This is a genomic window from Paracoccus shandongensis, assembly GCF_017315735.1.
Lineage (GTDB): Bacteria > Pseudomonadota > Alphaproteobacteria > Rhodobacterales > Rhodobacteraceae > Paracoccus > Paracoccus shandongensis.
Genome location: NZ_JAFLRK010000010.1, coordinates 16,173 through 42,342, shown reverse-complemented (window position 1 = coordinate 42,342; position 26,170 = coordinate 16,173). Strand labels below are relative to the sequence as shown.

The 26,170-nt window shown below is 68.9% G+C and carries 27 protein-coding genes; 15 read left to right on the top strand and 12 right to left on the bottom strand.

The features are described 5' to 3' along the window. Positions 1-217: 217 nt before the first annotated feature. Positions 218-1,303, bottom strand: a complete 1,086-nt coding sequence (locus JX613_RS08945; RefSeq protein ID WP_207101118.1) for a D-TA family PLP-dependent enzyme — start codon at positions 1,301-1,303, stop codon at positions 218-220. Positions 1,304-1,427: 124 nt separating this feature from the next. On the opposite strand from JX613_RS08945, the gene JX613_RS08940 reads away from it, so the two are divergent. After that, positions 1,428-2,294, top strand: coding sequence for a MurR/RpiR family transcriptional regulator (locus tag JX613_RS08940; protein WP_237168461.1), 867 nt, complete (start codon positions 1,428-1,430; stop codon positions 2,292-2,294). A gap of 13 nt (positions 2,295-2,307) precedes the next feature. Here JX613_RS08940 and JX613_RS08935 read toward each other — a convergent pair whose 3' ends face one another. Next, entirely contained in the window at positions 2,308-2,793 is a 486-nt protein-coding gene (locus JX613_RS08935; RefSeq protein ID WP_336512286.1) for a MarR family winged helix-turn-helix transcriptional regulator, read from the bottom strand. Positions 2,794-2,855: 62 nt separating this feature from the next. Between JX613_RS08935 and JX613_RS08930 the strand changes: the two genes are divergently transcribed. The 4 genes from JX613_RS08930 to JX613_RS08915 are packed head-to-tail and all read left to right on the top strand — an operon-like array spanning position 2,856 to position 6,761. Further along, positions 2,856-4,376: an FAD-dependent oxidoreductase gene (locus tag JX613_RS08930; RefSeq protein ID WP_207101116.1), complete on the top strand. Its 1,521-nt coding sequence runs from the start codon at positions 2,856-2,858 to the stop codon at positions 4,374-4,376. Continuing rightward, a complete protein-coding gene (locus JX613_RS08925) occupies positions 4,373-5,347 on the top strand; it encodes a quinone oxidoreductase family protein (RefSeq protein WP_207101115.1) in 975 nt (324 codons plus the stop codon). The genes JX613_RS08930 and JX613_RS08925 overlap by 4 nt, the downstream gene beginning before the upstream one ends. After that, positions 5,344-6,555, top strand: coding sequence for an MFS transporter (locus tag JX613_RS08920; protein WP_207101114.1), 1,212 nt, complete (start codon positions 5,344-5,346; stop codon positions 6,553-6,555). Before JX613_RS08925 ends, JX613_RS08920 begins: the two co-directional genes overlap by 4 nt. An 8-nt stretch (positions 6,556-6,563) precedes the next feature. Next, positions 6,564-6,761, top strand: coding sequence for a class I SAM-dependent methyltransferase (locus tag JX613_RS08915; protein ID WP_207101113.1), 198 nt, complete (start codon positions 6,564-6,566; stop codon positions 6,759-6,761). Between the two features lie 148 nt (positions 6,762-6,909). Here JX613_RS08915 and JX613_RS08910 read toward each other — a convergent pair whose 3' ends face one another. Continuing rightward, complete coding sequence (locus tag JX613_RS08910) at positions 6,910-7,056, bottom strand: hypothetical protein (RefSeq protein WP_207101112.1); 147 nt, start codon at positions 7,054-7,056, stop codon at positions 6,910-6,912. Positions 7,057-7,680: 624 nt separating this feature from the next. On the opposite strand from JX613_RS08910, the gene JX613_RS08905 reads away from it, so the two are divergent. Then, positions 7,681-8,094, top strand: a complete 414-nt coding sequence (locus tag JX613_RS08905) for a DUF4440 domain-containing protein (protein ID WP_207101111.1) — start codon at positions 7,681-7,683, stop codon at positions 8,092-8,094. Between the two features lie 76 nt (positions 8,095-8,170). Here JX613_RS08905 and JX613_RS08900 read toward each other — a convergent pair whose 3' ends face one another. The 9 genes from JX613_RS08900 to JX613_RS08860 all read right to left on the bottom strand — a co-directional run bounded on the left by JX613_RS08900 (position 8,171) and on the right by JX613_RS08860 (position 17,177). After that, positions 8,171-9,274, bottom strand: coding sequence for a Fic family protein (locus JX613_RS08900; protein WP_207101110.1), 1,104 nt, complete (start codon positions 9,272-9,274; stop codon positions 8,171-8,173). A 63-nt stretch (positions 9,275-9,337) separates the two neighbouring features. After that, complete coding sequence (locus JX613_RS08895) at positions 9,338-10,705, bottom strand: Coenzyme F420 hydrogenase/dehydrogenase, beta subunit C-terminal domain (protein ID WP_207101109.1); 1,368 nt, start codon at positions 10,703-10,705, stop codon at positions 9,338-9,340. Continuing rightward, on the bottom strand, positions 10,702-11,757 hold the full coding sequence (locus JX613_RS08890; RefSeq protein ID WP_207101108.1) for a polysaccharide pyruvyl transferase family protein: 1,056 nt from the start codon (positions 11,755-11,757) through the stop codon (positions 10,702-10,704). The genes JX613_RS08895 and JX613_RS08890 overlap by 4 nt, the downstream gene beginning before the upstream one ends. After that, positions 11,758-12,741 carry a Gfo/Idh/MocA family protein gene (locus JX613_RS08885; protein ID WP_336512285.1) on the bottom strand — a complete coding sequence of 328 codons (984 nt, stop codon included), beginning with the start codon at positions 12,739-12,741 and terminating at the stop codon, positions 11,758-11,760. Further along, on the bottom strand, positions 12,738-13,703 hold the full coding sequence (locus JX613_RS08880; RefSeq protein ID WP_237168460.1) for an MDR/zinc-dependent alcohol dehydrogenase-like family protein: 966 nt from the start codon (positions 13,701-13,703) through the stop codon (positions 12,738-12,740). Before JX613_RS08880 ends, JX613_RS08885 begins: the two co-directional genes overlap by 4 nt. Before the next feature lie 23 nt (positions 13,704-13,726). Further along, on the bottom strand, positions 13,727-14,851 hold the full coding sequence (locus JX613_RS08875) for an inositol-3-phosphate synthase (RefSeq protein ID WP_237168459.1): 1,125 nt from the start codon (positions 14,849-14,851) through the stop codon (positions 13,727-13,729). 25 nt (positions 14,852-14,876) lie between these two features. Beyond that, a complete protein-coding gene (locus JX613_RS08870) occupies positions 14,877-15,809 on the bottom strand; it encodes a glycosyl hydrolase (RefSeq protein ID WP_207101107.1) in 933 nt (310 codons plus the stop codon). Next, complete coding sequence (locus JX613_RS08865; RefSeq protein ID WP_207101106.1) at positions 15,806-16,573, bottom strand: TIGR04290 family methyltransferase; 768 nt, start codon at positions 16,571-16,573, stop codon at positions 15,806-15,808. The genes JX613_RS08870 and JX613_RS08865 overlap by 4 nt, the downstream gene beginning before the upstream one ends. A gap of 10 nt (positions 16,574-16,583) precedes the next feature. Continuing rightward, positions 16,584-17,177, bottom strand: a complete 594-nt coding sequence (locus JX613_RS08860; protein ID WP_207101105.1) for a histidine phosphatase family protein — start codon at positions 17,175-17,177, stop codon at positions 16,584-16,586. Between the two features lie 135 nt (positions 17,178-17,312). Here JX613_RS08860 and JX613_RS08855 point away from each other — a divergent pair, with 135 nt between their 5' ends. The 9 genes from JX613_RS08855 to JX613_RS08815 are packed head-to-tail and all read left to right on the top strand — an operon-like array spanning position 17,313 to position 26,167. After that, positions 17,313-18,428: an NAD-dependent epimerase/dehydratase family protein gene (locus JX613_RS08855; RefSeq protein ID WP_207101104.1), complete on the top strand. Its 1,116-nt coding sequence runs from the start codon at positions 17,313-17,315 to the stop codon at positions 18,426-18,428. Further along, positions 18,425-19,510, top strand: a complete 1,086-nt coding sequence (locus JX613_RS08850) for an SDR family NAD(P)-dependent oxidoreductase (protein ID WP_237168458.1) — start codon at positions 18,425-18,427, stop codon at positions 19,508-19,510. The genes JX613_RS08855 and JX613_RS08850 overlap by 4 nt, the downstream gene beginning before the upstream one ends. Continuing rightward, positions 19,507-20,565: a glycosyltransferase gene (locus tag JX613_RS08845; protein ID WP_207101102.1), complete on the top strand. Its 1,059-nt coding sequence runs from the start codon at positions 19,507-19,509 to the stop codon at positions 20,563-20,565. Before JX613_RS08850 ends, JX613_RS08845 begins: the two co-directional genes overlap by 4 nt. Beyond that, positions 20,562-21,668 carry a CgeB family protein gene (locus tag JX613_RS08840; RefSeq protein ID WP_207101101.1) on the top strand — a complete coding sequence of 369 codons (1,107 nt, stop codon included), beginning with the start codon at positions 20,562-20,564 and terminating at the stop codon, positions 21,666-21,668. The genes JX613_RS08845 and JX613_RS08840 overlap by 4 nt, the downstream gene beginning before the upstream one ends. Beyond that, positions 21,665-22,747: a CgeB family protein gene (locus tag JX613_RS08835; RefSeq protein WP_207101100.1), complete on the top strand. Its 1,083-nt coding sequence runs from the start codon at positions 21,665-21,667 to the stop codon at positions 22,745-22,747. Before JX613_RS08840 ends, JX613_RS08835 begins: the two co-directional genes overlap by 4 nt. Next, positions 22,744-23,829: a CgeB family protein gene (locus JX613_RS08830; protein ID WP_207101099.1), complete on the top strand. Its 1,086-nt coding sequence runs from the start codon at positions 22,744-22,746 to the stop codon at positions 23,827-23,829. Before JX613_RS08835 ends, JX613_RS08830 begins: the two co-directional genes overlap by 4 nt. Positions 23,830-23,831: 2 nt before the next feature. Continuing rightward, a complete protein-coding gene (locus JX613_RS08825) occupies positions 23,832-24,869 on the top strand; it encodes a UDP-glucuronic acid decarboxylase family protein (RefSeq protein ID WP_207101098.1) in 1,038 nt (345 codons plus the stop codon). Between the two features lie 3 nt (positions 24,870-24,872). Then, positions 24,873-25,751, top strand: coding sequence for a hypothetical protein (locus JX613_RS08820; protein ID WP_207101097.1), 879 nt, complete (start codon positions 24,873-24,875; stop codon positions 25,749-25,751). Continuing rightward, entirely contained in the window at positions 25,748-26,167 is a 420-nt protein-coding gene (locus JX613_RS08815) for a DUF6165 family protein (protein ID WP_207101096.1), read from the top strand. Before JX613_RS08820 ends, JX613_RS08815 begins: the two co-directional genes overlap by 4 nt. The last annotated feature ends 3 nt before the right edge of the window (positions 26,168-26,170 follow it).

The window sequence follows — 26,170 nt, the reverse complement described above, 5'->3', positions numbered from 1 at the left end:
GCCCAATTAGTCAACAAATATCCTGTCTTGGCGCGCCATGCAGAAATAAATTTTCAAGAATCTGAAAAATTCACCCGCTTAATTTCACCGCCCCAAAGGGCCGGGGTGCTTTCCCAAATGCTTCCCCCTGGGCCCGATGAAAAATCCAGGGGGAAAAGGCGGCGGATTTTCACCCCTCCGCCTTTCCCGGCCCTGCCTGCGGCAGGGTTGGCCGCCGTCACCAGACGGTGCCGCGCGCATCCACCGTCTCGACCCGAGTGACGATCCCGTTGCGGTGGAACACCATCCGGTCGAACAGGTTGGTCACGACGCAGGTGTGATTCGGCACGATCCGCACCTGTTCGCCCACGCCGGGGAACCGCGCGTCGTCAGTCAGTTCGACAACGGCATGTTCCTCGGACAGGGCCGTGATGCGCGCGCCGGGCTGGCCCTCGATGCGGCCGTGATCGGCAAAGCCCAGCAGGTCCGAGGTCAGGGTCTTCGATCCCGCGTCCAGGACGGCGCGCCCCGGCGCGGGCCGCGACACCACCGTCGCCAGGATGTGCATGGCCATGTCGTCGGGGCCGCAATGGCCCGCGCGCTCCAGGCTGCGGTCGTTATAGACATAGGTTCCCGACCGATGCTCGGTGGACAGGGACACCTCGTGGGCGCGGAACAGGTCGGGCGAGCCCCCGTTCGAGCGGACGGGACAGGGTATTCCCCGCGCCTCAAGCTGCGCCATCGTCTCGGCAAAGAACGCCTCGACCCGGGCCGCGCCGCCGACCGGCGGATAGGTCATCAGCCCCATGAAGCGCAGGCCCGGGGCCGCGTTGATCGCTTCGGCCAGGGCTACGGCCTCGGCGGGCGTCTGCACCCCGCAGCGTTTCGCGCCGGTGTCGCATTCGACCAGCACCCGCAGCGGGCGGTGGGGGGTGAAGGTCGCGGCAAGGCCCGCGACCACGGCGGCATTGTCGGCGGTCACGGCCAGCGCCGGGATGCGGTCGTTCAGCGCCTTCAGCCGCGCCAGCTTGTCCGCGCCCAGGATGTTGTAGGTGATCAGGATGTCGCCGATCCCCGCATCGGCAAAGGCCTCGGCTTCCGAGATCTTCTGGCAGTTGATGCCCGACGCCCCCGCGGCAAGCTGCTGGCGGGCCACCGCCACCAGCTTGTGGGTCTTGACATGGGGGCGGAAGGATTTCCCGTGCCGGTCGAAATAGTCCTGCGCGCGCGCGATGTTGCGCGACAGGCGGTCTTCGTCGATGACCGGCATGGGCGTCGGCACCCGGGACAGCGGCGTGCCGGGGTCGGGCCAGGGATAGGTCATGGGTTTCTCCTTGGGGATGTTACCGAGTTTCAGTTTTCTGGGTGAATCACCCGATACTATGCCCCGTATCCTTGACTTCGCCAGCCTGCGTGTAATAATTTTTCTTGTGTTGCATCGGATAGCCATGATGGACCTTTACCCTGCCCTTGTGGACGAGGATCGCCGCCTGTCCGGTCACGACCGCAAGCTGGCGCAGATCGTGCTGGACGACGTGGATTTCGCCATCCGTTCCACCATCGGCGAACTGGCCGCGCGGGCCGAGGTGTCGCCGCCGACCGTGACGCGGTTCTGCCGGCGCATCGGCTGCGCGGGGTTTTCCGACTTCAAGCTGCAACTGGCGCGGATGAACTATGTGGGCCTGCGCTATCTGCGCCCCGAAGTGCCCACCACAAGCGCGGCGGAAGTGGCGGAAGACATCGTCGCCAAGGCGCAGAACGCCTTGTTCCAGTTGCACCAGCAGCTTGATCCCGTGGTGCTGGACCGGGCGGCGCAGGTGCTGCGGGCGGCGGATTTCATCCTGGCCTTCGGGTCGGGCGGCAATTCGTCGATGATATCGCACGAACTGCACAACCGGCTGTTCAGGCTGGGATGCCGCATCCACAGCTCGAACGACCGCAGCATGGATCTGATGCTGTCGGCGGCGGTGACGCCCGGCACGGTGACGGTGGTGTCCTCGATGACGGGGCTTGACGCCGACCTGGTGCGCTGCCTTGACCTGATGCGCCAGCAGAAGGTGCCGACCATCGCCCTGACGCAGAGCGGTTCGCCCGTGGCCCTGGCGGCGGACATTCCCATCACCATCGACCTGCCCGAGGGGCGCAACATCTTCCGCCCGACCTCGACCCGCTATGCCTTTCTGGCGGCGGTGGACATCCTGGCCAACCTGGTCGCCTATGCCGACCGCCAGCGCGCCACGGTGTTCCTGCGCCGCATCAAGGAGGAACTGGTGCGCAGCCGCGACGGCGACGACCGCCAGCTTCTGGGCGACTAGCACCCGCAGGTGGTCAGGGCCGCTGCGGCGGGGTTCCGGCGGGATCCGTCTTCATGGCCTCGGCCAGCTTGCGCATCAGGCGCAGCAGGTCGCCGACATCGCGGGCGTCCCAATCGGCCAGAACGGTGCGGACGATCCTTTCGCGCGCCGCGTCGATCCTGTCGGTCATGGCCTTGCCGCTTGGCGTCACCACGGCTTCATTCACGCGGCGATCGGCGGCGCTTTGCCTGCGTTCCACAAGGCCAAGGCTTTCCAGCCTGCCGATCTGGCGGCTGACCGTGGTATAGTCGCGGCCGACGCCCGCCGCCAGGTCCACCGTGCCGATCGGACCCATGCGTTCGATCCCCACCAGCAGCGGGAAAAGGGCGCTGTCCAGCGCGACGCCCGCCTCGCGCACCAGATCCTCGTCCCGTTGCGGCCGGTTCATCAGGCTGACGATGTCGATCAGGGCGGCGTGCAGTTCGCCGACCTGTTCCGACGATATATGTGCATCTTGCACATTTTTCCTTGACGGCATTCCCGACTCCTATTTATGTGCAAGATACACATAAGGAGATGTCCATGACAACCGAATCTGCCGCAGATGTGCTCATCTGCGGGGCGGGAGCGGCTGGCCTGACGCTGGCCATCGAACTTGCCCGGCGCGGCCTGTCCTTCTGCCTGATCGAGAAACGAAAGGAACCGTTCCCCGGCTCTCGCGGCAAGGGCATCCAGCCCCGGACGCAGGAAATCTTCGAGGATCTGGGGATCCTCGACAAGGTGGTCGCCGCCGGCGGAACCTATCCGCCGATGCGCGTCTACGCCGACGACGGCCGCCACGTCGAAAAGGACATGGGCGATCACGCCGATCCGACCCCGGCCGAGCCTTATCACCTGGCGCTGATGATCCCGCAGTTCCTGACCGAACGGATCATGCGGGAACGGCTGGCCGAACTGGGCGGCTATGTCGGGTTCGGCTGCGAACTGATCGGGTTCGAACAGGACGAAACCGGCGTGACGGCGCACATCGCCTCGGCCGCTGGCCGCGAAACCCTGCGCTGCCGCTATCTCGTGGGGGCCGACGGCGGGCGCAGCTTCGTGCGGGGCCGGATGGGCGTGGGCTTTCCCGGCAAGACGCTTGGTGTTCGCGCGATCGTGGCGGATGTGGCGCTGACCGGCCTTGGCCGTGACGCCTGGCACCAGTTCAACGACGGCGACATGGACCGCATGGTCGCCATCTGCCCCCTTGCCGGGACAGGGCTGTTCCAGCTTCAGGCGCCGATCCCCGCCCGGGGCGAGGCCGATCTTTCGGCGGAAGGCATCGGCCGCATGATCGCCGACAGGACCGGGCAGCGCGACGTGCAGGTGCGGTCGGTGGCCTGGGCCTCGGACTATGCCATGAACGCGCGGCTTGCCGACCGATACAGGATGGGCTGCGTGTTCCTGGCGGGCGATGCGGCCCATATCCACCCGCCCACGGGCGGGCAAGGGCTGAACACCGGCGTCCAGGACGCCTGTAACCTGGGATGGAAGCTGGCGGCCGCGTTGCGCGGTGCCGATGACGAGCTGCTGGATACCTATGAGGCCGAGCGCCGCCCGGTCGCGGAAGCGATGCTTGGCCTTTCGACCCGGCTTCTGGATGACCAGAAGCAGGGAAACACGCATCGGGGCCGAGAGGTTCGCCAGCTTGACATCGGCTATCGCGCATCGCCGCTGTCGCGCCAGCTTGCCCCGCGCCGTGGCACCCTGCAGGCGGGTGACCGCGCGCCCGACGCGCCGGTCAGGGGCGCCGCCGGACAGCCGACGCGCCTGTTCCAGCTGTTCAAGGGAACCCACTGGACATTGCTGATGGACGGGGCGGGCACCGAGGAACCGCCGCACCGGCCGGGGCTGCATCTGCACCATGTCGGCCCGCAGGGCGACGTGATCGACGCAGGGGGCCATGTCCGCGACGCCTATGACCTTGGCCCCGGCGAATGCGCGCTGATCCGGCCGGACGGTTATGTCGGCGCCTTCGTGACCCTTGGCGGCGACCGGACCCGCAAGCTTGAACGATACCTGGGCCATGTCGGCGTCGGCCCGCTGAAGGAGGATCCGCAATGAAGGCCGCCGTCGTTTCCGCCGCCGGGCAAGCCCCGGCCCTTGCTGACATCGCCGCCCCCCGGCCCGCCGGGGACGAGCAACTGATCCGCGTCCGCGCGGCCGCCGTCAGCCATGTCGCCAAGGCCCGCGCGGCGGGCGCGCATTACAGCGCGGACCAGCGGTTTCCCCTTGGGGTCGGCGCCGATGGCGTGGGAACGCTTGCCGATGGGCGCAGGGTGTATTTCGCCCTGCCGCGCCCGCCCCATGGCAGCATGGCCGAATGGACCGTGGCGGATCCCGGGCTGTGCGTTCCGGTGCCGGACGGGCTGGACGACGCCACCGCTGCGGCCATCGCCAATCCCGCGATGTCGTCCTGGGCCGCCCTGACCCGGCGCGCCCGCCTGAAGCCGGGCGAGACGGTCCTGATCAACGGCGCCACCGGCACATCCGGACGCCTTGCGGTCCAGATCGCCAGGCTGCTGGGCGCGGGGCGCATCGTGGCGACGGGCCGCAATGCCGATGCGCTTGGTGAACTGGAAAGGCTCGGCGCGCATCAGACGATCCCGCTCGGCGATGATGCCCAACGGCTGGAGCGGCGCTTCATGCAGGAGGTCGGGCGGGGCGTGGACATCGTGATCGACTATCTGTGGGGCCGCAGCGCGGAATGCCTGCTGATCGCGGCGGCCAAGGCGGGCCGCGAGGGGGTGCCGATGCGCCTTGTGCAGGTGGGGTCCATGTCCGCGCCCGACATCACCCTGCCCGCAGCCGTCCTGCGCGCCTCGGCGATCGAACTGACAGGCAGCGGCAACGGCAGCGTTGCGGTCCCGGACCTGATCGAAACCATCGCCAAGGTTCTTGGCGCGGCGGTTTCAGACGGCCTGAGGATCGACTTCACGCCGGTGCCCTTTGACCGCTTCGACCAGGCATGGCCGCAGGATGACAGCACCCGCCGCAGCGTGTTCATCATGAACGGCGGAAAGGACGCGGCATGATCGCCGATCCCGTTCCGGATGACCCCGCAGGCGCGACCGAACCGCTGGCCTGGCGGCTGGTCCTGCCCGCCTGCGCGGTCGTCTGCCTTTATGCGGCCGGCACCGCTGCCGTGTTGCCCGTGCTGCCCTTTCATGTCCGGGGGATGGGCGGCTCGGCCCTGGTCCTGGGCATCGTCATCGCGACCGAGGCCTTCAGCCAGTTCCTGTCCGCGCCCGTCCTGGGACGGCTTTCCGACCGCCTTGGCCGCAAGAGGCTTCTTCTGGCCAGCCAGCTTGTCGGGGCTGCCAGCCTGATGCTGCTGGCCAACGCGCCGCATGTGTATGCGGTCGTCCTGGCGCGCCTGCTGTTCGGCCTGACCGCCGGGAACATGTCGGCGGCCATGGCCTATGTCGCGGACCATTCCGGCCCCGCAAGGCGGAGACAGGCAATCGGCATCCTGACGGCCGGAATGGGGCTTGGGGGAATGGTTGGCGCAACCCTGTCGGGCCTTCTGTCCGACATTTCCCTGACCGCCCCGATCCATGCGGCCTTCGGGATAACGGTCCTGGCCTTTCTGACGACAATGCTGGCCTTGAAGGATGACGGCGCGGCCGCCCTGGCGCAAAGCCCTGACGACGGCGCGAAAGCCTCGTTCCGCGCCATCCTTGGCTTTCCCGCGATCCGCGTCCTGGTCGTGGTGATGCTGTGCCACTTTCTTGCCTATGGCATGTACATCTCTCAGATGCCCGTGTTCCTGGCCGATACCTTCGTCTGGAACGGCCATGCCTTTGGCGCCAAGCAGTTGAGCTATCTGATCGTGGCCGATGGCGCGATCAATATCCTTGTCCAGCTTGTCCTGCTGGGCTGGCTTGGGACATATCTGGCCGAACGCCACCTGATCCTTTTGATCTTCCTTCTGGTCGGCAGCGGTTTCGTGATGGCCGTCAATGCAGGCACCGTCCCTGCCCTTGTTCTTGCGATGCTTTGCGCCAGCACCGGCGACGCGCTGGCGAAGCCGACCTATCTTGCGGCGATTTCGGTTCAGGTGTCCCCGCCGGTGCAGGGACTTGCGATGGGCGGCGCGCAGTCCCTTGTCGCCGCCGCGGATGTCCTGTCCCCCATCCTCGGCGGATTGATCCTGGGACAGGCGCTTTATGGTGTCTGGATCGGAACGGCTGTCGCGATCGCACTGGTCGGCGCGGCCATCGCCGCTGTCCGGGTTCCTTGACAGGCGTCTTGGCCAGCCGTTTCCGCGCGCCTCATCGCCTGCTCCAGCACCGGGGCGGGGTCGATCCCCTGCCCGCCATGGCGGGCAAGGCGGCGCAGGCCGTCGGCCGCGTGACATTCATCCTGGGCGACCAGGACGGCTTTCGCGGCCAGCGGGTGTTCAGCCATTCGCGTTCCCCACCGCCATGCTGGCCGACAGGGGGATGATGATCACGCATCGCATGCCGTCCGGGCCCCGCTCGAAGCTCGTCTCGCCACCCGGTTGAGAGGGCAGCGCCCGTTCGATCAGTCCCGGCCTTTCCTTCAAGGGCCAGAGGACGCCCGCGACCCTTCCAGGCTCATCGCGCACCGGCGCCTAATCGACATCGAACCACGCATCCTCCAGCCGGCCCTTGCGCAGCACGGGATGGCGCCGCGCCAGCAGCCTTGCCGATCTGCCCGCCATGCCGGCGGCAAGGTCCGCATCGAAGACATCGCGCGACCGGGCAAAGGTCTGGAACACCGATCGCCCAACGCGTCGGTCTGATGCTCGCGGAGCAGTTCGGCAAGGCTGTCGTTGTAGATGTGGATTGCTTCGGGCTCCCAGACCAGGCTCATCATGCCGGGCGTGGCAAGCATCAGATCGACAATGGTCTTCAGGCTCTGCGGCCAGTCCGCGATGGGGCCAAGGGGTGTCTGCGACCATCCTTCCCCTTTCTATAATTATGTATGCTTCTGCACTTCTATCCGCAAGCATTCATAAGAGTGCGGTTTACCAGAAGACCTCTTGAAGCAGTGCCTTTGACCGGAAAACAAGCCCGGCTGCCACAGCAACACGCAAGAGGATCCTGCAACTGACAGGCCTGAAGCCTGCACCAGCGCAAGGAAATGCTACGCCCTTGCCAACCCTGACGTTGAAAAAGACCGCATCATAGCGTTCATCAAACGACCGTTTCCTTGCATCCTACAAAACAGTATAAACCTGCCTCAGCACAACTTGCATTCAACGAACCGCAAGCTGTTGGCTTTCATCTGTATTCCAATCTTCCATCCCCCCACTCCCCAACCAAATCGACAGATCCGCCACAAACCTGTAAAATCCCCCTGCACACGGACACACCGTGGGCGCAACCGCAGGGAGGGAGGAATGGTCAAGTCTTCAAGCTCGATGTCCGCCGTGCTGGGCGTTTGCCTCTTTGCAGCGGCCTCTGCGGGGGCCGGTCCTGCCGAGGATGTCAGGGCGGCCTATGCCGCATGGGACAACGCCTTCAATGCGGGCGATGCACAGGCGGTCGCAGCGGCCTATGCGCAGGACGCGCTGTTCCTGCCCGCCACGCATGATGTCATTAAGGGGCCGGAGGCGATCGGGACGTTCTTCGGCGGGCTGTTCGACATGGGCGTGACGGGGCACAAGCTGGACCTGATCGAGGCGCAGGGCGACGGCGCGCTGCTGGTCGGGACGGCCAGGTGGTCGGCCCGGGGCAAGGACGCGGCGGGCGCGGACCAGCCTTGGGCGGGGGGGCGACCCATGTCTTTGAACGGCAGGACGACGGCAGCCTGAAGCTGAAGGTGCATACGTTCAACTGACCGGAACCGGCGGCGGGGAAACCCTGTCCCGCCGCCGGTTCCCGCGCGGGTCAGTCCAGCCTCAGCGCATAGCGCGTGTGGCGGCGTTCGCCCCGGCGGGTCAGCGCCCCCTTTTCCACCAGATCCTGCAGGTCGCGCGTGGCCGTCGCGCGCGAGGTGCGGGTGATCGCGAGGTAGTTCTCGGCGCTGAGGCCGCCGGTGAAGCCGTCCGGGCCTTCGCGGAACAGGCGGGCGATCACCTTGTCCTGCCGCTCGTTCAGCCGCCCGCGGAAACGGTCGTGAAAGCGCGCCTTGGCGATCAGGAAGCCCACGCGCGCCAGGGTGGTCTGCTGCGCGTCCAGGATCGTCTGGCCGAAATGGACCAGCCAGCCGGTCACGTCCATGGTCCTCTGGTGCCGTTCCAGGTGGCCGTAATAGGCGCGGCGGTCGCGCTCGATCCCGTGGGCCAGGGCGATCAGGCTAGGCTGGCCGATGCTCTGGGCCAGGGACTTTTCGGCCAGGGCGCGGCCCAGGCGGCCGTTGCCGTCCTCGAAGGGGTGGATGGATTCGAACCACAGGTGCCCCAGGGCCGCGCGCGTCACGGCGGGCAGCGGGGTCGCGGCATCGGGCGCGGTGGCGTTGAACCAGGCGATGAAGCGGTCCATCTCGGGCAGGACGCGGGCCGAGGGGGGCGCCTCGAAATGGATCACCGGACGGTCGGGGCGGCCCGAGACGATCTGCATCGCCTCGGCGTGCCGCCGGTAACCGCCCACGGTTTCCAGCGTTTCGTCATGGGCCAGCAGGAAGCGGTGCCAGCGGAACAGCGTGTCGTGGTCCAGGGCCGCGGCCCAGGTGGAATAGACATCGACCATCATCCCCGCCACCCCGCGTTCGCGCGGCCGGACCAGCGGTTCGTCCGGGGCCAGCCCGAACTGGCGGCGCAGCGAGGACTGGACGCTGCGGCGGTCCAGCATCTCGCCCTCGATGGCGCTGGTGCGGACGGCCTCGTCGCTCAGCAGGTCGATGCGCAGCCAGTCGCGGTCGGCGTCACCCACATGGCGCACCGCCCCCACGATCTCGCCCGAGGCGAGCAGGAAGCGGCGTTCCAAGGGCTCCATGGCGGCGGCGTCATAGGCGAAATCGGGCCAGCGCGGCGAGGTCCAGTTCCAGGGCATGAGGGATAGGCGGTCCTTCCATGCCTCAAAGAATAGCTGGTTTGTGACGCATGGCAAGCGCGGCTATCGCTCACGCCCGGGCCATATCCGTTCGATGCGGTCGAACGGCGGGGCAAGGCGGCCCCGGTGATAGGTCAGCCCCTCATAGACCGCATAGGCCCACCGCGCCCAAGCCAGATAGATCTGCGGCCGCCCCGTGCGCGCCGCAAGCCAGGCCATCCGGTGCGAGCCCCGGCTGATCGCCGCGCGGGTGCGGTAAACCAGCTTGCGCCGCCAGCCGATCCCCTTGGCCCCCGGCGCGACGCGCTTGACCGGACGGATGCCGCATTTCGCCCAGGTCAGGCGATAGGCCAGCCCCTCGCGCCTTTGCCGAAACCCTGCGGCCTGCGTGTCCGCCACGAAATCGGCATCGACTTCCTTCAGATCCAAGCGTCCCTGGGCCACCCCTTCGTCGATCAGGCGCTGGATCAGGGGGGCGCGGACCACCACGACGTTCGTCCCCCGCCCGTCTGACGAATAGGGCTCGACCCAGGCATCGCCGAAGCTGACATCGGCGGTTTCCGCCACCACGTCGTCGCAGAAATTGCAGGCGCTGTTCTGGAAATAGCCCGCGCCCCAATCGCCGTCGGCCAGGTGGAACCATTCGTTCTGCACCGTCGCGCCGTCGTCCAGCGTCAGATGCGCGGTGTACCAGTTGGCGGGGCGGCTGGCGTCCTTCAGCCGGTATTCGACCGCCCGCACGCGGCCCGGGTCCGCGCCCAACTGCCAGGCGAAGCTTTCGACAAAGCGCGCGCTTTTCATGTGGCCGCAGAAGAGGCCCAGCATATGCGTGATGCGTTCGGCCAGAACGGCATCCTGCGCGCGGGCCAGATGCACGGCCTTGATGAAGCAGGGGATGCCCACCACGGCATAGCGCCCCGGCGTGGCGCGGACCTGGTCCAGCACGGAGGCGAGGTGGACAGGGTGATAGCGGGACCGCGCGCCCGCCAGCAGTTCGGTTTCCGTCCGACTGATGCGATAGCCGAAGAAGGGCTGGCCGGGTTCGCCGGGGTGGACGTGCAGCACGCCGTCGATCTCTCCCCGCCGCATCAGTTCGGCGGCGACCCAGCTGACCATGCCGCCGGAACTGCCGCGCGCACGGAAGGGCGGTTCCGCCACCGCGCCGACATGGCAAGAGGTATGGCGACCAAGGCGGGCGTCCTGGTGGGGCGCGTCGGGAAAGCGGGCGGCGGCGATCCCGTCCTCATTCGCCGCGTCGGGCGAGAAGGGGCAGAGCCGGGCGAAGGCTTCGCTGCGCCGGTGGGTGGCGGGGCCGGTGGGCTTCAACTGGCCGTAGTTGTCCCAGGCCATCGCCGGGCCCGAGGCGCAGACCCCGCAGCCGATGCACAGGCCCGACCGGACGATCTGCGCGGGGCTGAGGGCGCGCGTCATGCCCGCCCCGCCAGCGCCGCATCCAGCCAGGCCGCCGATTGCGCGCGCAGATCCGTGATGCGGGCCTGCACCCCATCCGACACCGGCTCGGCCAGCAGCGCGGCCACGTCGCCGGGGTCGCGGTCCTCGAAGGTCAGGTGGCGTTCCGCGCCCAGCAGCGCAGTCAGGTCGCGGACCTTGGTCCAGCGGTAATCGGACGGCGCGCAGGCCAGCGGCTTGCCGTTCACCAAGGCAAAGCAGCAGCCGTGGAAATAGGTCGTGGCGACCGCCTGCGCCCCGGCCATCAGTGCCGCGAAATCCTGCGGCCCGGCGTCCAGGCGCTGTTCGTCCGCCCAGTCGTTGCGATAGCCGACGCTGATCGTGCGCAGGCCCCGCGCGCGCGCCGCGTCCCGCACCCGGTCGGCGAACCAGGGGGGGATGTGGTGGCCATAGACCAGAACATAGGGGGCCTCGCCGGCGGGCGCGACCTGCGGCGGGTTCAGCAGCACCGGGTCCAGCACCAGGGCGGGCGCGCGCCCTGTGGCCCCCGCCACGATCCCCCGGCTGTTGTCGTCGCGCACCGAGATCGCGTCCAGATCCCGCAGCCGCGCGGACCATCGGGGTTCCACGAAGGGCGCGGCATAGTTGCCGAAGCTGGCCGCATAGGTCACGATACGCGGGGCCGGGATCCCCTCGCCCCAGAAGATCGGCTTGCCGCCATACCAGGGATGGGACAGGTTCAGCACCTCGTCGCTGCCGATCACGGCCAGATCGACGGACGGCATGGCGGCGGGGTCGTCCAGGTCGAAGGGCGCAGAGAGCGGCAGCGCGTCGAAGGCCGCCACGAACTTGCGCAGCTTGCGCCCGTATTGCGCCACGTCCGCGCGGGACGACCGATCCGGGGTCAGCGGCTGGAAGGCATAGCGCCATTCGCGCGAGGTCACGTCGCGCGAATGGTGGTCCAGCAGCACGGCGTGGTGGCCGCGCGCGGCGATGGCTTCCACAAGGCAGCGGGCCTGCCAATAGCTGCCATAGTTGATGCAGCGATGGAAGGTCAGCACGCCGACGCGCATCTATCGCCCATAGATCCGGTCGATCACCCGCGCAACCGTTTCCAGATGCCGCGTATCAAGGTCGAAGCGCGCGCCCGATGCCAGCCGCGCCAGCCAGTCCACGGCGGCGCGCCCGCCCCAGTCGTCCGGGGGTTCGGAGAGGCTTTCGGCGCGGATATGGTGGTGGCGTTCGGCCCGCAGGTCGTAGAACGATCCGTTGACGTTGCGCAGGGATGCGCCGCCCTGGGTGCCGAAGAACTCGGCCGCGATCACCGCCTCGCGCCCGGCCTGCAACCCCCAGGAACAGGCGAGCCGCACGACCGTGCCGCCCGCAAGGTCCAGGGTGGCGACGGCATAGTCTTCGACCTGCACCGAGGGGTCGGCCAGCGGCGCGCCCTTGGCGTAAAGGCGGCTTTCGACGCCCGTGACCTCGGGCCAGCCCAGCGACCACAGCGCCAGGTCGATCAGGTGGACGCCCAGGTCCACCACGCAGCCGCCGCCCGAGAGCTTCGGGTCATAGAACCACGGCTTGTCCGGCCCCCAGGCGTTGTGAAAGGTCACGTCGACGCCGAAGACATGGCCCAGGGCCTGCGCCTCCAGCAAGGGGCGGATCGCGCCCATGGCGGCGGTCTGGCGATAGGACAGGTCCACGCCCAGCAGCCGGTCGGCGCGGCGGGCGGCGTCGATGACGGCGGCCACCTCGGGCCCGGTGCGGCCCAGGGGCTTCTGGCAGAAGACGGCCTTGCCCGCGTTCAGCGCGGCAATGGACTGTTCCGCGTGCGCCGCGCTTGGGGTGGCGATCACCACGGCGTCGATGTTTTCGCGCAGCAGCGCGTCCAGGCCATCGACCCGCCGCGCGCCGGGGGCGAGCGTCAGCGCCTCGGCGGCGCCATTGTCGTCGGGCTCGGCGACGGCCACGATCTCGGCCAGCCCCGTCGCGGCCAGCGCCGCCATCCGGTGCCGCCCGATCCAGCCGGTGCCCAGGAAGCCAAGGCGCGGCCTCACAGCGCCACCCAGGCCTTGACGAAACCGCCCGGCTTGTCGCGGGTCGCGGCCAGCGCCGTTCCCAGATTCTCCAGCGGATAGGTGCCGGTCAGCAGCGGCCCCAGGTCCAGCCGCCCCGACGCCAGCGCATCCACCGCCGCCCGCAGGCCCGCCACGCGCACGCCCGCGTCGCGTTCATGGGCGCTGGCGATGTCGATGCCCTTCCAGTTCCACATCTGCATGTTCACCTGCCGGGGTCCGTCCTGATGATAGCCCGCGATCACCAGACGTCCGCCCTCGGCCACGAGTTCCCCGGCCAGGTCCAGCGGCCATTGCTTGCCCACGCATTCGATCACCCGCTCGGCCATGCGGCCATCGGTCAGGCGACGCACCTCCTCGATGATGCGCCAATGGTCGTCCATGGGGATCGTTTCGGCCGCGCCCATGCGGCGCGCCAGGTCCAGCGTCTCGGCGCGGCGCGACACCGCGATCACCCGCGCCCCTGCGTCCGTCGCCAGCCGCGTCAGGATCGCGCCCAGGAAGCCGATGCCGACGATCACCACCGTCTGGCCTGCGTGCACGTCGGACCGGGCGAAGATGTTCATGGCGCAGGCCACCGGCTCGCCCGGAACCGGCATCCCGTCCAGGGCGGCGGGCAGCGGTACCACCATGTCCGCGCGGGCCACGTCGTATTCCGCATAGGACCGTTCCGTCAGCGCGGTCACGCGGTCGCCCACCGACAGGCCCTGAACGCCATCCCCCAAGGCCACGATGCGCCCCCAGCCTTCATGCCCCATGCCGCCCGGCGCGCCGGGCCAGGTGGACCAGGGCTGGCCCTCCCACGGTTCGACGTTGGATGCGCAGACGCCGCAGCCTTCCAGCCGGATCAGCACCTCGCCCGGGCCCGGTTGGGGCACCGGCACCTCGGCCACGGAAAACCGCTGCGGTCCCTCAAGGACCGCCGCACGCATCAACTGGGTCATGGGCATCTATCCTGAATGGGCCGTCACGACAGCGGGGCCGCGACGGGCAGGCCGTCGGCGATGAAGGCCTCGACCGCGTCATAGGCCGCGTCATCGGTCATCTGCTCGGGCGGGTGCTTGCAGAAATAGGCGGCGGGGGCGAGGATCGGCCCGGCCAGCCCCCGGTCGCGCGCGATGGCGGCACAGCGGATCATGTCGATGGCCACGCCCGCGGAATTGGGGCTGTCCTCGACCGACAGGCGCAGTTCCAGGTTCATGGGCACGCCGCCGAACAGCTCTCCCTCCATGCGCAGGAAGCAGACCTTGTTGTCGTTCTGCCAGGCGACGTAATCGGACGGGCCGACATGGATGTTTTCATCCGCGATGCGGTCGGCGGCGACGGCCTGCACGGCTTCGGTCTTGGAGATCTTCTTCTTCTCCAGCCGCTTGTGGTTCGCCATGTTCAGGAAATCGGTGTTGCCGCCGGTGTTCAGCTGATAGGTCCGGCACAGCTTGACGCCGCGCTTCGCAAACAGATCCGTCAGCACCCGGTGCACGATGGTCGCGCCAAGCTGGGCCTTGATATCGTCGCCGATGATCGGCACGCCCGCCTTTTGGAAGCGGTCCGCCCAGACCGGATCCGATGCGATGAAGACCGGGATGTTGTTGACAAAGGCCACCCCCGCTTCAAGCGCGCATTCGGCATAGAACTCGGTCGCCTGCTGGCTGCCCACGGGCAGATAGTTCATCAGCACGTCCACGCCCGCGTCGCGCAGCGCGGCCACCACGTCCTCGCGCGTGGGCTCAGCGGCGTCGGCGGGAACGAAGGTCCGCGCCTCGGGGTAATCGGCCATATGCTCGGCCACGCCGTCGAGGATCCGGCCCATGCGGACCACGGCGCCGGTGTCGGGCACGTCGGGGGCAAAGACGGCGGTGCAGTTCGGCGGCGCGAAGATCGCCTGCGCCACGTCGCGGCCCACCTTGCGGGCGTCGATGTCCCATGCCGCCACCACGCGGATGTCGTCGGGGCGATAGCCCGCAAGGCTGTGGTGCATCAGCCCCGTGGCATCGTTGCGCCCGGCATAATGCGCCAGCCCCTGCACCAGCGAGCTGGCGCAGTTGCCGACCCCGATGATGGCGATGTTGATCGGCATGTGGGCGTCTTTCATGGGTGGGCCTTCCGGTCGGGACGGGTCAAGTCAGGGCGGCCAGCTTTGTAGCTGGCTGAGCCTCAACCCGCCCGGGCGCATATCGTTCAATCATCGCCGCGCAGAAATCGGCGAATTGCTGCGGATCATGCGGCGGGCTGGTGTGATGGGCGCCGGGGCCCAAGTGTTCGGGCGTGAAGCAGAAGGTCACGGTGGTGTCGAAATCGGCCAGCGCCTCCATCTGCCGGTCGAACCAACCCAGGGCGTCGGGGCGGAAGCTGTCGGCCCAGGACAGGCCCGTGCGCAGGTGCTTGACGCCAAGCCGTTTCATCCAGGCCACCGCGTCGTCCAGGCGCGGATCCTGGTAATGGAACCACTGCATCAGGCCCATGTCGGCGGCGTGGGGGGCGTAAGCCTCCAGCCCCGGCTTGGGCGTGCCGTCGGCGCGGATCAGGCCCATGTAGAAATGGCGGTAATAGGACGACCCTTCCGCCTCGCGGTGCCGGGTCGTCGCGCCCCATTCCTGCGGCAGGTCGAACAGTGAATACCAGAAGATGCGCGGCACGCGGCCGACCAGCAGTTCGGCGGTCTTCTGCACGCCGAAGACCTGCACTTCTTCCGCGCCGAAGGAGCCCACGCCCACTTCCGTCACCCAGACGGGCTTGTGGGTGACAGCCTCGATCTCGGCCACCTTGGCGGGCCATTCCTGGATCTGCCACAGGTTCCAGTCCAGCGGAAAGCCGTGGACCGCGACCACGTCCACATGATCCAGCGCGCCGTGGCCTTCCATCCGCTGCACCCATAGCGGGTCGATGGGCGACATCCCGCCCAGGACGCGCGTGACCCCCGGGTTCACGTCGCGGATCGCCTGGCCCGCCAGCGTGACGCATTGGGCAAAGCGCGACCAGTCCGGGTCCAGTTCGGGATCCCAGTGGGACTTGTTGTTCGGCTCGTTCCAGATCATCGCGGCTTCGATCATCGCGCGGCACCTCCTTGGCTGGGATAGACCGCGTGCGGTCCGTATTGGGCGAACGGCACCGGCGCGGTGCGGCACAGGTAAACCTCGTCGGCGGGACCGGCCTCGATCGCAAAGCCGGACGCGCGCAGCATCGCCTCGACCCCCGCGCGGTTCGGCACCCACCAGTTGGTCCAGTCATGCGCCCATTCATGCTCGACAAAGGCCATGCGGGGCCAGTCGGGATCCTGGAACTGGGCGTCCTCGGAAAAGTCGTAATCGGGGGCCGGGGCGGCCACGCTGTCGGGGCCGCGCGTCAGCGTCTGGAACAGCATCAGGTCGCCCGCCACATGCGCGCGGATCAGGTCCAGCGCCAGCAGCGGGTGGCGCAGGTGGTAGAACACGCCCATGAAGATCACCAGGTCGAAGCGTTCGCCCAGGGCCGCCACGTCATAGACGCCGGTCTGGCGGAACTCGACCCCCTCCATCCCCAGCACCTGCGCCGCAAAGCGGGCCTGCGCCAGATAGCGGGCGTCGGTGTCGATGCCCAGGACGCGGGCGGCGCCCCTGCGGCGCATCTCGAAGCTGTAGAAGCCCGCGTTGCAGCCGATGTCCAGCACGGTCTTTCCGGTCAGGTCGGCGGGCAGCAGATGGGCAAAGCGGGCGAACTTGTCGGCAGGGTAGTCGCCAAGGAAATGGCCGGGCGCGGTGCGGACACCGTGAAGGTCGAGGTTCTGGAACCACGGGCCAAGCCCTTCCGCTTTCTCGGCGATCTGCGCTGCGTTCATCGTCCGTCCGCTAGTCGTTTCCATTAAGGGTTAGGACATGGAAGGAACCTTGTCCATGCGCCATCACCCAACTGATGGACGCGGGCGCGATCTCGAACCGCAGGATGTTGTCCAGGCTCAGGCCAAGCGCATGGGCGACAACCCCCCGGATCACGTCGCAATGGCTGACGCACAGGACCGGCCCGCCCCCCTGTTCCGCCAGCCCGTCCAGATGCGCCACGGCGCGGGCCACGGCGGCCCCCATCGTCTCGCCCCCCGGGGTGGGGGCGGTCGCGCGCGCGGCGTTCCAGTGCCGCCAGGCGGGGTCCGCGTCCAGATCGGAGAAACGCGCGCCGGACCAGGCGCCGAAGTCGATCTCGTCCAGGGCATCGGCCTGCATGGGGGCCAGCCCCAGGCCTTGGCCCAGGATCGCGGCGGTTTCGGCCGTGCGGCGGCGGGGGCTGGTGGCGATGGCCGCCACGCCCCGCCTGGCCAGCCGCTGCGCCAGCGCCGCCGTTTCCGCCCGGCCCCCCGCGTTCAGCGCGATGTCGCGCGTCCGCCCGCTGAGCCAGGTGCCCAAATCGTCATGCGAACCGTGGCGGACAAGGCCCACAAGCACGCTCATGCGCCACCCCGGGCAGGGTTTGGCGGTGTCAAGCAACAAAGATGATGATGATGAGGGAACAAAACCTGCATGGGCGCTTTTACATCACAACACTGATACCGTTGCAATTTCTGAAACAACAGAACGGGGGACACATTGGAAAAGGTTCTGATCACCGGCGGCGCAGGCTTCATCGGACGCTTCGTCACCGACGAATTGCTGCGGCGCGGCCACCAGGTCCGCGTGCTGGACGCGCTGATCCCGCAGGTCCACGGGGACGGCGCGGGCCGCCCCGACGCGCTGAACAGCGAGGCCGAGTTCATCCACGGCGACGTGCGCGACGCGGACGCCGTGGCCCGCGCGCTGCAAGGCGTGGACAGCGTGATCCACCTGGCCGCCGAGGTGGGCGTGGGCCAGTCCATGTACGAGGTCGAACGCTATACCTCGACCAACGACGTGGGCACCGCCGTCCTGTTCGAGAAGCTGATCGACAACCCCGTGCGCCGGGTCGTCACCGCGTCGTCCATGTCGATCTATGGCGAGGGGCTGTATCGTGACGCCGACGGCGCGACCGTCGAGGATGCCGAGCGCGTGGGCATCCGCGACGGGCTGAAGCAATGGGATCCCGTCGATGCGCAGGGCCGCCCGCTGACCCCGGTGGCGACGCCCGAATGGAAGCGTCCGAACCTCGCGTCCATCTATGCGCTGAACAAGTTCGTGCAGGAGCGCACGACGCATATCATGTCCGCCCCCTACGGGATCGAAGGGGTGTGCCTGCGTCTGTTCAACGTCTTCGGCCCCGGCCAGGCGCTGTCGAACCCCTATACCGGGGTGCTGGCGATCTTCGCCTCGCGTTACCTGAACGGGCAGGCGCCGATGATCTTCGAGGATGGCGAACAGCGCCGCGATTTCGTCCATGTGTCCGACGTGGCTCGCGCCTTCGCCGAGGCGCTGTCCTTGCCGCAGGCGGCGGGCGGGACGTTCAACATCGGCTCGGGCCATGACCGTTCCGTGACCGAGGTCGCGCAGGAACTGGGCCGCGCCATGGGCCGCAACGCGCTGGAGCCGCAGATCGTCGGCAAGGCCCGCATCGGCGACATCCGCCATTGCTTCTGCGACACCACGCTTGCCGCCGAAACGCTGGGCTTCACCGCGCAGACCGACTTCCGCGAAGGGCTGGCGGAACTGGCCGAATGGGTCGCCAGCCAGACCGCCGTGGACAATGTCGAAAAGATGCGGGCCGAACTGGACAAGCGCGGGCTGGTGGCATGACAAGGACCGACGCATCCGCCGATCCGCGCCCGGTGCTGGTCACCGGCGGCGCGGGCTTCATCGGCTCGAACCTGGCCGACCGGCTGGCGGCGGACGGGCACCGGGTCATCGTCTATGACGCCCTGAGCCGCCCCGGCGTGGAACGCAACCTGGCCTGGCTGCAAGCCCGCCACGGCGACCGGATCACCCATGTCCATGCCGACATCCGCGACGCCGCCCGCATGGCCGAGGCCGCCGGGCAGGCGAAGGTCGTGTTCCACCTTGCCGCCCAGGTCGCCGTGACCACAAGCATGGTGGAACCCGCCCTGGACATGACGATCAACCTGATCGGCACGATGAACCTGCTGGAGGCCCTGCGCGCCAAGGGCGACGGCACCCCGCTGGTCTTCGCCTCGACCAACAAGGTCTATGGCGATCTGGCCGACCTGGACTTCGCGCTGGAAGGCGAGGCCTACAAGCCCACCGACGCGCAGGTCCGCGCCCATGGCATCGGAGAGGCGCGTCCGCTGGATTTCCACACGCCCTATGGCTGTTCCAAGGGCGCGGCGGACCAGTATGTGCTGGACTATGCCCGCAGCTTCGGCGTGCCCACCTGCGTCCTGCGGATGTCCTGCATCTATGGCCAGCGCCAGATGGGGACCGAGGATCAGGGATGGGTCGCCCATTTCCTGATCCGCGCGCTGAAGGGCCAGGGGATCACGCTGTATGGCGACGGCTGCCAGGTCCGCGACATCCTGGACGTGTCGAACGCGGTCGAGGCCTATGTCGCCGCGTGGCAGCGGATCGAGGAGGTCTCGGGGCGGGTCTTCAACCTGGGCGGCGGGCCCGCGAACGCGGTCAGCCTGCGGCAATTGCTGGACTTCGTGGGCCGGATCCTCGACCGGCCGGTGGAGATCGCCTATTCCGACTGGCGCGCGGGCGACCAGCGGTATTTCGTGGCCGACACGCGCGCGGCGGAACAGGCGCTTGGCCTTTCGCCCAAGGTCGATTGGCAGGACGGCGTGACCCGGCTGGCGCAATGGCTGGCCGCCGAGGGCGGGATCAACCTGCCCATCGGCCAGCCCCTGGCGAAATCCGCATGATGCGGGTGCTGATGACCACCGACGCGGTGGGCGGCGTCTGGCACTATGCGCTGGAGCTTGCCGCCGCGCTGGACGCGGACGTGGTGCTGGCCGTGCTTGGCCCCGCGCCCGACCCGGACCAGCGCATGGCGGCGGAGGCGGCGGGCGTGCGGCTGGTGGACACCGGCCTGCCGCTGGACTGGCTGTCCGACGGCCCCGCGCCGGTGCTGGCGGCGGCGGATGCCCTGGCGCGGCTGGCCCGCGACATGGGCGCGGATCTGGTGCATCTGAACGCCCCCGCGCTGGCCGTGGCGCGGTTCGACATGCCGGTCGTGGCGGTGAACCACGGCTGCCTGGGCACCTGGTGGGACGCCGCACGCGGCGGGGCGGTGGACGCAGGCTTGGCCTGGCTGCCCGACCTCGTGGGCCAGGGCCTGCGCGCGGCGGATCGCGTGCTCACGCCCACCCGCGCCTATGCCGAGGCGACGGCGCGGCACTATGGCCTGCCCCTGCCGCTTGCGGTCCACAACGGCCGCACGGCCCTGCCCCTGCCCGACGCGCAGCCCTTCCCCGGCGCGCTGACCGTCGGGCGGCTGTGGGACGAGGCCAAGGACACCGCCACCCTGGACGCCGCCGCCGCCCTGCTGGACGCGCCCTTCGTCGCCATCGGCGCCACCCGCGCGCCCCATGGCGCGACCGTCGCGCCCCAGCATCTGCAAGCCACCGGCCCCCTGCCGCCCGAGATCGTCGGCCACTGGCTGGCCCGCCGCCCCGTCTTCGCCAGCGCCGCGCGGTTCGAGCCCTTCGGCCTGGCCGTGCTGGAAGCCGCGCAGGCCGGATGCCCGCTGGTGCTGTCGGACATTCCCACCTTCCGCGAACTCTGGGACGGGGCCGCCACCTTCGTGACCCCCGGCGACGCGCAGGGCTTCGCCGATGCCATCGCCGCGGCCCTGGCCGATCCCGCGCAGGGTCAGGCCGCCCGCCGCCGCGCCGCCCGCTATACCCCCGCCGCCACCGCAGCCGCGATGACGGAAATCTATCGCGACGCCCTTTCCCGACGGACCCAAGCCGCATGAAGATCGTCTATTTCACCCATTCGCTGCAAAGCTGCTGGAACCACGGCAACGCGCATTTCCTGCGCGGCGTGCTGCGGGAACTGGCGGCGCTCGGGCACCATGTCCGCGCCCTGGAACCCCAAGGCGCCTGGAGCCTGGAAAACCTGCTGCGCGACCACGGGCAGGCGGGGCTGGAGCCCTTCCGCCGCAACTATCCCGACCTGACGGTGGAAACCTACGCCCCCGCCGCTGACTCGGTGGAGCTTGCGGGCAGCGCCGACCTGGTGATTGTCCATGAATGGAACGATCCGGCGCTGGCCGCCACGCTTGGGAAGGCCCGCAAGGGTGGCGCCCGCTTCACGCTGCTGTTCCACGACACCCATCACCGCGCCGTCAGCGACCCGGACGCGATCCGCGCCTTCGACCTGTCGGGCTTCGACGGCGTTCTGGCCTTCGGCGAGACGCTGAGCGCGGTCTATCGCCGCTGGGGTTGGGGCGACCGCGTCTGGACCTGGCACGAGGCCGCCGACACCCGCCTGTTCCACCCGCCCGCGCAGGAAACCGCGCGGAACGGCCTCGTCTGGATCGGCAACTGGGGCGACGGCGAGCGGACCGAGGAACTGGAGAACTTCCTGTTCCGCCCCGCACGGGATGCCAGCTTACCGCTGGACATCTACGGCGTCCGCTATCCGGCCGAGGCGCTGGAAACGCTCGACCGCTATGGCGTGCGCTATCACGGCTGGGCGCCCAATGCCGCCGCGCCGGACATCTTCGCCCGCCACATGGCGACGGTCCACGTCCCCCGCCGCTTCTACACCACGATGCTGCCGGGCATCCCCACGATCCGCGTCTTCGAGGCGCTGGCCTGCGGCATCCCCCTCGTCTCGGCCCCGTGGGCCGACAGCGAACACCTGTTCCGCCCCGGCGACTTCCTGTTTGCCCAGGACGGCGCGGAAATGACCGCCCATCTGCGCGACCTTGCAAACGACTCGGCCCTGCGCGCCGCGCTTGTGGCGCAAGGGCTGGAAACCATCCGCGCCCGCCACACCTGCGCCCATCGCGCGCAGGAGCTTCTGTCCATCGCCGGAACGCTCGGCCTCAACCTCGGAGCCTCTGCGGCATGAAGATCGCCTTTTACGGATCCAGCCTTCTGTCCTCCTACTGGAACGGCGCGGCCACCTATTACCGCGGCATCCTCGGGGAACTGGCGAAACGCGGCTACGACATCACCTTCTTTGAGCCCGACGCCTTCGACCGGCAGAAGCACCGCGACATCGACCCGCCGGACTGGTGCCGGTCCGTCGTCTATCCCGCGACCGAGGAGGCCATGCGCGGCGTCTTGGCCGAGGCCGCCGACGCAGATATCGTGGTCAAGGCCAACGGCGTCGGCGTCTTCGACCGGGAATTGCTGGAAGGGGTCATTGCCAACGCCAAACCCGGTGCCCTGAAGATCTTCTGGGACGTGGACGCGGCGGCGACGCTGGACGAGATGCGCGCCGACTCCAGCCATCCCGTGCGCCGCGCGCTGCCGGGCCTCGACATGGTGCTGACCTATGGCGGCGGTCCGCCGGTGGTGGACGCCTATCGCGGCTTCGGCGCGAAGCTGTGTGAACCCGTTTACAACGCGCTGGATCCCGCGACCCACCACCCCGCGCCTGCGGATCCGAAATTCGCATCCGACCTCGCCTTCCTGGGCAACCGCCTGCCCGACCGCGAGGCGCGGGTCGAGGAGTTCTTCCTGAAACCCGCAGCAATGCTTGCGGACCGCAGCTTCCTGATCGGCGGCAATGGCTGGGACAGCAAGCCCATGCCTGCCAACGTCCGCCACCTGGGCCATGTCTATACGCATGAACACAACGCCTTCAACTGCACCCCGCTGGCGGTCCTGAACGTCGCCCGGGACAGCATGGCGAACGTGGGCTTCTCGCCTGCCACCCGCGTCTTCGAGGCGGCGGGCGCTGCCGCCTGCCTCATCACCGACGCCTGGGAGGGGATCGAGCAATTCCTGACCCCCGACGCCGAGGTGCTGGTCGCCCGCGACGGGCAGGACGTGGCCGATCACCTGGCCAGCCTGACGCCGGAACGGGCGAAGGCCATCGGGCAGGCCGCGCTGGCGCGGGTCAAGGCGGAACACACCTATGCCTTGCGCGGCGCGCAGGTGGACGCGCTGCTGCGGGCGCAGGCAAAGGGGATGGCGGCATGAAGCTGGTCGTCCTTGGCCTGTCGCTGTCGTCCTCCTGGGGGAACGGCCACGCCACCACCTTCCGCGCGCTGCTGAAATCCTTTGCCCGGCGCGGGCATGAGGTGCTGTTCCTGGAACGCGACGTGCCCTGGTATGCCGGGCAGCGCGACCTGACCGACCCCGACTGGTGCCGGCTGGAATTCTATGCCGACCTTCCCGGCCTGGACGCGTGGCGCAATGAGATCGCGGCGGCGGATGCGGTGATCGTCGGTTCCTACGTCCCCGAGGGGGTCGAGGTCGCGCGCCGCGTCCAGAACTGGGCGCGCGGCACGACCGCCTTCTATGACATCGACACGCCGGTGACGCTGGCCAAGCTGGAACGGGGCGATTTTGAATATCTCTCGCCCGCCGTGATCCCCGGCTTTGACGTTTACCTGTCCTTCACCGGCGGCCCGACGCTGCGGCATATCGAAAGCCGCTACGGCTCGCCCATGGCGCAGGCGCTGTATTGTTCCGTCGATCTGGATCTTTACGGCCCGCGCGAGGTGCCCAAGCGGTGGGATCTGTCCTATCTGGGCACCTACAGCGACGACCGCCAGCCCACGCTGGAACGGCTGCTTTTGGACCCCGCGCGCCAGCGCCCTGACCTGCGCTTTGTCGTCGCCGGGCCGCAATACCCGGCGCACATCGACTGGCCCGCCAATGTCGAACGGATCGAGCATTGCCCGCCCGCCGACCACGCCGCCTTCTATTCGGCCAGCCGCTTCACCCTGAACGTGACGCGGGCCGACATGATCCGCGCGGGCTGGTCGCCATCCGTCCGGCTGTTCGAGGCCGGGGCCTGCGCCACGCCCATCATCTCGGACCGCTGGGACGGGATCGAGACGCTGTTCCGCCCGGGATCCGAGATCGTCCTGGCCGACAATGCGGCGGATGTCCTGGCGGCGCTGGATACCGACGCCGCGACGATGGGCCGGGCGGCGCGGGCGCGGATCGAAGCCGCGCATAGCGCCGGCCATCGCGCGGCGGAACTGGAGGCGCATCTGACCGATGCGGCAGACCACAAGGCTGGCACCCGTCCAGTCGCAACAGCAGAGGGATAAGCATGAGAAAGCAGACCAACCTGGATCGTGACCCTCTTGGAACCGTGCAACCCTTGTCGCTGAATGTCGTCGCGGGCGGCGCAGGCTTCATCGGATCGCATCTGTGCCGCGCGCTTCTGGACCGGGGAGAGTCGGTCCTGTGCCTGGACAACCTGCAGACCTCGCGCCCCTCGAACCTGCGGGCGCTGGAAGGCCAGCCCCGGTTCCGCTTCCTGCGCCACGACATCACCCAGCCCCTGCCGTCTGATCTGCTGCGCCTGGCCCCGCGCATCACCCGCGTCTGGAACCTGGCCTGCCCGGCCTCGCCCCCGCAATACCAACGCGACCCGGAACACACGATGCTGACCAACGTGGTCGGCACCAACCACCTGCTGCGGCTGGCGGAAACGGCCAAGGCGCGGTTCCTGCTGACCTCCACCAGCGAGGTTTATGGCGACCCCGAGATCCATCCCCAGGCCGAGGATTACCGCGGCAATGTCAGCTGCACCGGCCCCCGCGCCTGCTATGACGAGGGCAAGCGCGCGGCTGAATCGCTGGCCTTCGATTACGCCCGCATGGGCCGGGCGCAGGTGCGCGTGGCGCGGATCTTCAACACCTATGGTCCGAACATGGACCCGGGCGACGGGCGTGTGGTGTCGAACCTGATCTGCCAGGCCCTGCGCGGGGACGAACTGACCGTCTATGGCGACGGCAGCCAGACGCGCAGCTTCTGCTATGTCTCGGACATGGTGGCGGGGCTGATGGCGCTGATGGAGGCCGAGATTGACGGGCTGGAGCCCGTGAACCTTGGCAACCCCGCCGAGATGACGGTGAACGAACTGCTGGGCCATGTCATCGCCCTGACCGGCACCCGTGCCCCCGTCGTCCATCGCCCGCTGCCGGTGGACGATCCGCGCCGCCGCCGCCCCGACATCAGCCGCGCCCGCGCGCTGCTGGACTGGGCGCCCAAGGTGCCCCTGGCCGAGGGGCTGGAGGCCACCTGCGCCTGGTTCGCGGCGGAACTGGCCGCCGAACCCGCCGCAGCCGGGGCCGCCGGTTAGGCCATGACCGACCCCTGGACCCGGGCCATGCGGCGCGGCGATTTTCCCGCCGCGTGGGCCATCGCAGCCCGCGCCATGGCCGCGCGCGATCCGGCCACGCGCGACGACCCAAACCTGCCCTATCACCTGCGTTGGGTATGGGACGGGCGGCCCTTCGAGGGGCGCGAGGTGCTGGTGCGCTGTTATCACGGGTTGGGCGACACGCTGATGTTTTCCCGCTTCCTGCCGGTGCTGGCGGCCCGGGCAGCCCGCGTCACGGTGGAAATGCAGCCCCATCTTCTGCCGCTGTTCCGGGGCTTTCCGGGCATCGACCGGCTGGTGCCCTTTGACGTGGCCCATCCCCTGCCCCCGCAGGATTGCGCCCTGGAGATCATGGAGCTGCCCTTGGCCCTGCGCGCCACCCCCGGGGACGCGCCCCCGCCCGCGCTGCCCGTCGCGCCCGCCCCCCTGCCGCCCGGCACGGTGGCGCTGTGCTGGGGGGCGGGCGATTGGGACGCGGGCCGGTCCATCCCCCAGGCGATGTTCGCCCCCTTCTGCGCGGGCCCCGCGCTGTCGCTGATGCCGGGGCCGACGGCGCTGCCGGTGCTGAACCCCCAGGGCTGCCCGCTGGACATCGTCCGCACCGCCGAACTGGTCGCGGGCGCGGCCCTGGTCGTGACGGTGGACACGATGATCGCCCATCTGGCGGGCATCCTGGGCCGTCCGGTCTGGCTGCTGGTCAAGCACGACCCCGACTGGCGCTGGCCGGTCGAAGGCGCGCGGACGCCCTGGTATCCCAGGATGCGCGTCTGGCGCCAGCCCGCGCCGGGCGATTGGGCCGCCGTCATCGACCGGGCCGCCGCCGCGCTGGACCGCCAGCCCGCCAGGGAGGACTGCCCATGACCCGCCCCGCCCCCCTGGCCCCGGTGTCCTGGGGCGAACTTCTGGACAAGATCACCATCCTGGAGATCAAGGCGGACAGGATCACCGACCCCGCCGCCCGCGCGAATGTGGCGCGCGAACTGGCCCTGCTGCGAAAGATCGCCGCCCCCGTCCTGCCGCAGCCGGGCCTTGCGCCGCTGATGGACGGCCTGCGCCGCGTGAACCGCGCCCTGTGGGAGATCGAGGACGCCATCCGCGTCCATGAGGCCGCCGCCCGCTTCGACGCGGGGTTCATTGCGCTTGCCCGCGCGGTTTACCAGACGAACGACGAACGCGCCGCCCTGAAGCGGCAGGTCAACGCCCTGCTGCGGTCCGACCTGGTCGAGGAGAAATACCACGCGGCCAGCCCGGCGGCGGACGCGGACCGGGCCCGCTGACCG

Excerpts from the sequence above, each read along its gene's own strand:
- JX613_RS08945 (WP_207101118.1), bottom strand. The coding sequence starts at position 1,303 with ATGACCTATCCCTGGCCCGACCCCGGCACGCCGCTGTCCCGGGTGCCG.
- JX613_RS08940 (WP_237168461.1), top strand. The coding sequence starts at position 1,428 with ATGATGGACCTTTACCCTGCCCTTGTGGACGAGGATCGCCGCCTGTCC.
- JX613_RS08930 (WP_207101116.1), top strand. The coding sequence starts at position 2,856 with ATGACAACCGAATCTGCCGCAGATGTGCTCATCTGCGGGGCGGGAGCG.
- JX613_RS08925 (WP_207101115.1), top strand. The coding sequence starts at position 4,373 with ATGAAGGCCGCCGTCGTTTCCGCCGCCGGGCAAGCCCCGGCCCTTGCT.
- JX613_RS08920 (WP_207101114.1), top strand. The coding sequence starts at position 5,344 with ATGATCGCCGATCCCGTTCCGGATGACCCCGCAGGCGCGACCGAACCG.
- JX613_RS08905 (WP_207101111.1), top strand. The coding sequence starts at position 7,681 with ATGGTCAAGTCTTCAAGCTCGATGTCCGCCGTGCTGGGCGTTTGCCTC.
- JX613_RS08900 (WP_207101110.1), bottom strand. The coding sequence starts at position 9,274 with ATGCCCTGGAACTGGACCTCGCCGCGCTGGCCCGATTTCGCCTATGAC.
- JX613_RS08895 (WP_207101109.1), bottom strand. The coding sequence starts at position 10,705 with ATGACGCGCGCCCTCAGCCCCGCGCAGATCGTCCGGTCGGGCCTGTGC.
- JX613_RS08890 (WP_207101108.1), bottom strand. The coding sequence starts at position 11,757 with ATGCGCGTCGGCGTGCTGACCTTCCATCGCTGCATCAACTATGGCAGC.
- JX613_RS08880 (WP_237168460.1), bottom strand. The coding sequence starts at position 13,703 with ATGACCCAGTTGATGCGTGCGGCGGTCCTTGAGGGACCGCAGCGGTTT.
- JX613_RS08875 (WP_237168459.1), bottom strand. The coding sequence starts at position 14,851 with ATGAAAGACGCCCACATGCCGATCAACATCGCCATCATCGGGGTCGGC.
- JX613_RS08870 (WP_207101107.1), bottom strand. The coding sequence starts at position 15,809 with ATGATCGAAGCCGCGATGATCTGGAACGAGCCGAACAACAAGTCCCAC.
- JX613_RS08865 (WP_207101106.1), bottom strand. The coding sequence starts at position 16,573 with ATGAACGCAGCGCAGATCGCCGAGAAAGCGGAAGGGCTTGGCCCGTGG.
- JX613_RS08860 (WP_207101105.1), bottom strand. The coding sequence starts at position 17,177 with ATGAGCGTGCTTGTGGGCCTTGTCCGCCACGGTTCGCATGACGATTTG.
- JX613_RS08850 (WP_237168458.1), top strand. The coding sequence starts at position 18,425 with ATGACAAGGACCGACGCATCCGCCGATCCGCGCCCGGTGCTGGTCACC.
- JX613_RS08845 (WP_207101102.1), top strand. The coding sequence starts at position 19,507 with ATGATGCGGGTGCTGATGACCACCGACGCGGTGGGCGGCGTCTGGCAC.
- JX613_RS08840 (WP_207101101.1), top strand. The coding sequence starts at position 20,562 with ATGAAGATCGTCTATTTCACCCATTCGCTGCAAAGCTGCTGGAACCAC.
- JX613_RS08835 (WP_207101100.1), top strand. The coding sequence starts at position 21,665 with ATGAAGATCGCCTTTTACGGATCCAGCCTTCTGTCCTCCTACTGGAAC.
- JX613_RS08830 (WP_207101099.1), top strand. The coding sequence starts at position 22,744 with ATGAAGCTGGTCGTCCTTGGCCTGTCGCTGTCGTCCTCCTGGGGGAAC.
- JX613_RS08825 (WP_207101098.1), top strand. The coding sequence starts at position 23,832 with ATGAGAAAGCAGACCAACCTGGATCGTGACCCTCTTGGAACCGTGCAA.
- JX613_RS08820 (WP_207101097.1), top strand. The coding sequence starts at position 24,873 with ATGACCGACCCCTGGACCCGGGCCATGCGGCGCGGCGATTTTCCCGCC.
- JX613_RS08815 (WP_207101096.1), top strand. The coding sequence starts at position 25,748 with ATGACCCGCCCCGCCCCCCTGGCCCCGGTGTCCTGGGGCGAACTTCTG.